4 protein-coding genes are annotated in these 4,587 nt (G+C 48.3%); 3 read left to right on the top strand and 1 reads right to left on the bottom strand.

The features are described 5' to 3' along the window. Positions 1–384 (top strand): NFACT RNA binding domain-containing protein (locus H6F50_RS13035; RefSeq protein ID WP_190429025.1); only part of this gene is annotated, 384 nt, incomplete at its 5' end. Between the two features lie 373 nt (positions 385–757). On the opposite strand, the gene H6F50_RS13030 is transcribed toward H6F50_RS13035, so the two are convergent. Beyond that, positions 758–2,782: an iron uptake porin gene (locus H6F50_RS13030; protein ID WP_190429024.1), complete on the bottom strand. Its 2,025-nt coding sequence runs from the start codon at positions 2,780–2,782 to the stop codon at positions 758–760. Between the two features lie 334 nt (positions 2,783–3,116). On the opposite strand from H6F50_RS13030, the gene H6F50_RS13025 reads away from it, so the two are divergent. Together H6F50_RS13025 and H6F50_RS13020 are read left to right on the top strand one after the other, a co-directional pair. Beyond that, the gene (locus H6F50_RS13025) at positions 3,117–4,163 is read left to right on the top strand and encodes a zinc ABC transporter substrate-binding protein (RefSeq protein WP_347277163.1); all 1,047 of its coding nucleotides are present in this window, start codon (positions 3,117–3,119) and stop codon (positions 4,161–4,163) included. A 23-nt stretch (positions 4,164–4,186) separates the two neighbouring features. Beyond that, positions 4,187–4,587 (top strand): ATP-binding cassette domain-containing protein (locus H6F50_RS13020; RefSeq protein WP_190429026.1); only part of this gene is annotated, 401 nt, incomplete at its 3' end.

Below are 4,587 nucleotides of genomic sequence, written 5' to 3'. Positions count from 1 at the left end.
GACGAGGAGGGAAGTCACCCTTATCGTTACCAGACGCCCAGCGGCTTTGAGTTATTGATTGGGCGCAATAACCGCCAGAACGACCAGCTAACCTTTCGGATGGCTGGAGACTATGACCTCTGGTTTCACACGCAGGAAATTCCAGGAAGTCATGGGTTGCTGCGCGTCGCTCCGGGTTCTGTCCCGGAAGAAGCCGATTTGCAATTTGCCGCCGATTTAATTTCCTACTACAGTCGTGCCAGACAAAGCGATCGCGTGCCAGTTGTCTACACGGAACCCAAACACGTCTACAAACCCAAGGGCGCTAAACCGGGGATCGCTATTTATAAGCAGGAGCGCATTATCTGGGGGAGTCCTCAAACAGGAATCAACTATCTAAGGTAAGAAGTTTACAAAAAAATGTAAATATTTCTTTCAAAAAATGTGTATTTCCTGTTACAGTAAATATTAAAGAAATCTTACGGCTGGCGGATGGGAACGCGCAGCTCTGGATTTCCTCGGATTAACGACAACAAAAATAAAGATTTTGTTCAACCAGCTGCCACATCAGCTGGTTTTTTTTCAGCGGTGACTAGTCATTAGTCATATCGCAAGGCCTTCCCTCCAGCTCCCTGACTTAGAGAAGTCGGGGATCTCGCCTTTAAGAATCCTTTAGGACTGAATCTGATTGAATATCCCCAGTTAAGAGGAACGCTACCCCGCAAGCAAAGCGTGGCGTTCTGCCAATCACGAATGACTAATGACTAATGGCGCTTCACTAGAATGTAAACGTGGTGCGGATAGTGCCGATCACAATATCATCGTTACGATTATTGTGGTCGGGAGCAGTAAGCCAGATAACCCCAGGCGTGATGGCGATATTGTCTGTCAATTGATACTGATAGAACGCTTCAATGTGCAGTGAAGTATCGTCATTGTCTCCCACGGGCGGGGTGGGGATGCCTGCTGCGGTTAATGCGGCGACTGCGCCGGGATTGATATCGATGGTTGAGTTAGTGACTTTCGGCTCCATCCCAACGATAATGCCAGCCAAGTTGCCTTGTTTACCCAAATCTGGGAAGGCTAAGGTGACAGCCCAGTTCCAGATGTCAACTTTGCCGCGCTCAATGAGTCCGCCTAAAGTGGAGAGGTTGCGCGTGTTGGTGTAGCCAACCCAGCCACCCAAAACAAAGCGATCGCTCAGTTGCCAAGATAACTCTACCCCATAAGAATTGCTGATCACGGGGAGATTGGTGCTGAACCCTAAGTTAGTTAAACCCCCGCCGACCGAACTACCGTCAATATCGGTATCGAAGAAGCGGGCAAGTCCGCCCTGGAAATTCGCGAGATTGCTACCAGTGCCGGTGTCATTGTTGTTGTAGGAATGAATGTACGTCAAGCCCAGCTTCAAGCGATCGCTTGGCTTGATCAATAGCTGTGCTAAGGCACCGTAAGGGCCATTGAACAAACCACCATCTTCTTCCGGGTTAGCGGCGTCCCCTGCTAAATAGCCTAAGCTGAGTTCAAAGCGATCGCCCAACTGCTGCCTTAGCCCAACTCCAGCACCTTCTGCTAGGTAATAAATCGGCGGGCGCGTTCCAAAAGTAGAGAGTGCCCCAGTTGTACCGTCACCGTCGAGGAAGTTGACGGTATCGGTAAAGTCATCTGCCGCACCTGCATTTGCCGCAACCACCACTTCTGTTCTCTCACCGATGGGGAAAGCGTAAAGAAACGCATCCACAAAAACATTACTGTCGGTATCACCTGAGAAAAACAGGTTGCCTTCTGGTGTCAAAGTGCGTTCGGTAAGAGAACCCAGTCCTTCCGCTTGCAGTCGCGTTCTCAGCACATCTTTCCCGGTGAAGCTGGTTTCAAAATTCAGACGGGTACGATGACCAAAAATCGCTACATCGTCGATCTCATCGCCAGTCGCATCTTCTCCCTTGAAAATCCCTGCCAGCGCAAAGATCGCTTCTCCCTGTAGTTTGGTGGTGGTGGAAAATTGATGGCTTTCCAGAAAAGCGGTGCGACCTTCTAAATTATCAACGCGCGTCCGCAATGTCGCCAATTCCGCGCCAAATTCATCAATCAGTCGCTGTAATGTAGTTAAATCCGCTTTGGTGACGAAATCTGCCGAACTGGCGGCAATCAATTTCTCGATTTGTTGCAGACAAGCATTCAAACCGGCGGCAAATTCATACCGGCTGAGTGCCCGGTTGCCGCGAAAGGTGCCATCGGGATATCCTGCAATACAACCGTAACGTTCGACAAGCGATCGCAGTGCTTCATACGCCCAATCTGTCGGTTCTACGTCTTGCAGTTGGGAAACATTCGTGACTTGTTCTAGAGAACTATCCAGAGAACTATCCGTGTCCTCTGGATTGGTATAAACATCGATTTGTTCTAAAACGTCGGCATCAGCCGTTACTGATGTCGGGGTGGTAGCTGGGATTTGGGCTAAATCCGCCACTGTTGACTGATTCGGCGCGATCACCTCTGATGCGGGTGTTTCTACCTTGACAGCAGATGTCTCGTCCAGCTTGATCTCAGAAGTGGTAATTGGGGCAGCTGCGACGGCTACCGAGTTTGATTCCAATTCTTCATTTTTTTGATGTAACGCTTGAGATTCCTCTTGATCCTCCTTGATTAGGAGAGTGGGAGCGATCGCATCCTTGATTGCGTTCTCCTTAACTTCCATCACCGCTGGGGTTTCCGTTGCGAATGCCCCACCATTCGTTAACAGCATTGCACCGAACACTGCTGGGCTTACCAGCAGCGCATTCCACAGGTTTTTAAATTTCATTTCTCACTCCTGACACCCTTTCAAGATTCTCCGCAGCGACTGACTGCTCTACAGTTTGCTAAAGACAATTTATTGACAATTTTGCTGAATTTTGCTTATAAATTGCCTTTTTCCAATGAAAAGCATCCGTTGCTGCTGAGAAATTTTGCTTTTAAACACTTAAGAGACAAGATTTCTCCAACTTTTACAATCCCCCCTGATGGCATTTACCAGTCAAAACTCAACTATCGGCAGCAATATCATACTAAAATGAGAATTATTCTCATAACATTACAACAAGACTCATTCTCAAAAAAAGAGATTGACACTTCCACCGTCAATCAGGAGATAAACCGTGACGCGCCCTAGAATCCGACATCAAATCCGACATTATCCGCGCAAATTTGCCCTGTCTTTATTACTGCTGCCAGTGTTCGCTGCTACTGGGTGTAGCTCATCAAATACTTCTGTCCCATCCCCACAGCAGAGTGCTGCGCCGCAGTCGGCAGTGGGGGCGCAGAATCCGAAGTCTCCACGGGTGGTAGCAACATTCTTGCCGATTTACTGGTTTACCAAGGCAGTTGCGGGTGACAAAGCGCAGGTAGAAATTTTGGTGCCACCCGGATCGGAAGTGCATGAGTATCAAGCGACACCCGCAAACGTGCAAGCGATCGCTCAAGCAGATGTGCTGGTAAAAAATGGCTTCGGCTTGGAAGAATTTCTTCAAGAAACTATCAAAAATTCTGGAAACGCTCAGATTAAAGAAATTGATAGTAGTAAAAGCATTAACGCCTTAGAAGACGCCTCACCCGTGGTGAATGGTCAAGCAGCTAGCCACGAAGACCACAACCACGAGGGAGAAGCCGGTGCAAAGGCAGAAGAACACGACCATGCAGAAGGTAATCCTCACGTTTGGCTCGATCCAGTCCGAGCAAAACAGCAAGTAGAGAATATTCGGGATGGTTTAATTGCAGCCAATCCTGAGAACAAAGCGACTTATCAAGCAAACGCCACCGCCTACATTCAGCAACTGGAGGCGCTAGACAAAGAATTTCAGCAGCGTCTGCAACCTTATCGCGGTTGTACTTATGTCACCTTCCATGACGCCTATCCTTACATTGCTCAACGCTACCAGCTTCAGCAAGTTGCAGTAGTTCAGATTCCCGAAGATAACCTTTCGCCTGCTGACATCCAAAAGGCGGTTGGGGCAGTGAAAAAGTACAATGTTAAAGCCCTACTTGGCGAACCAGGAACTGACAATAAATTGCTTGAAAGTCTCTCTACCGACTTGAAATTAACCCTGAGAACCATCGATCCTCTGGAAAATGGCCCCCTGACTCCGGAGCATTATTTCACCGCGATGAAGCAAAATCTGCAAACCCTGGAAGCTGCCTGCAAGTAGACGTGAGAAACTCTGACGCCCCTATCCCATCGCCAATTCTGAAAGTTGACGGCTTAACTGTATATCTAGGCAGCTATCTGGCGCTTCGGGATGTCTCTTTTGAATTGCTACCCGGAACTGATACAGCAGTAGTTGGCCCGAATGGTGCGGGTAAAAGTACGCTGGTGCAAGCAATTCTGGGATTAATTCCGCGAAGTGCCGGAAAAGTAGAAATTTTTGACCGTCCAGTTGAACGTTTGGGGCATTGGTGTCACTGGTTAGGCTATATGCCGCAAAATTTTATCTTTGACCGGAGTTTTCCAATTTCTGTCGCCGAAATGGTGGGGTTGGGATGGGCGAAGAAAAATCAGGAGTCAGGAAAACTCACGGCTCAAAACTTTTTGTCATTCTGGCGGAAAGATGAAAAGAAATCAGAAGCGATCGC

Source organism: Coleofasciculus sp. FACHB-712 (assembly GCF_014695635.1).
Lineage (GTDB): Bacteria > Cyanobacteriota > Cyanobacteriia > Cyanobacteriales > FACHB-T130 > FACHB-T130.
Note: the sequence above shows the minus strand (reverse complement) of the source record. Positions and strands in the feature narration are given on the sequence as shown.

Excerpts from the sequence above, each read along its gene's own strand:
- H6F50_RS13030 (WP_190429024.1), bottom strand. The coding sequence starts at position 2,782 with ATGAAATTTAAAAACCTGTGGAATGCGCTGCTGGTAAGCCCAGCAGTG.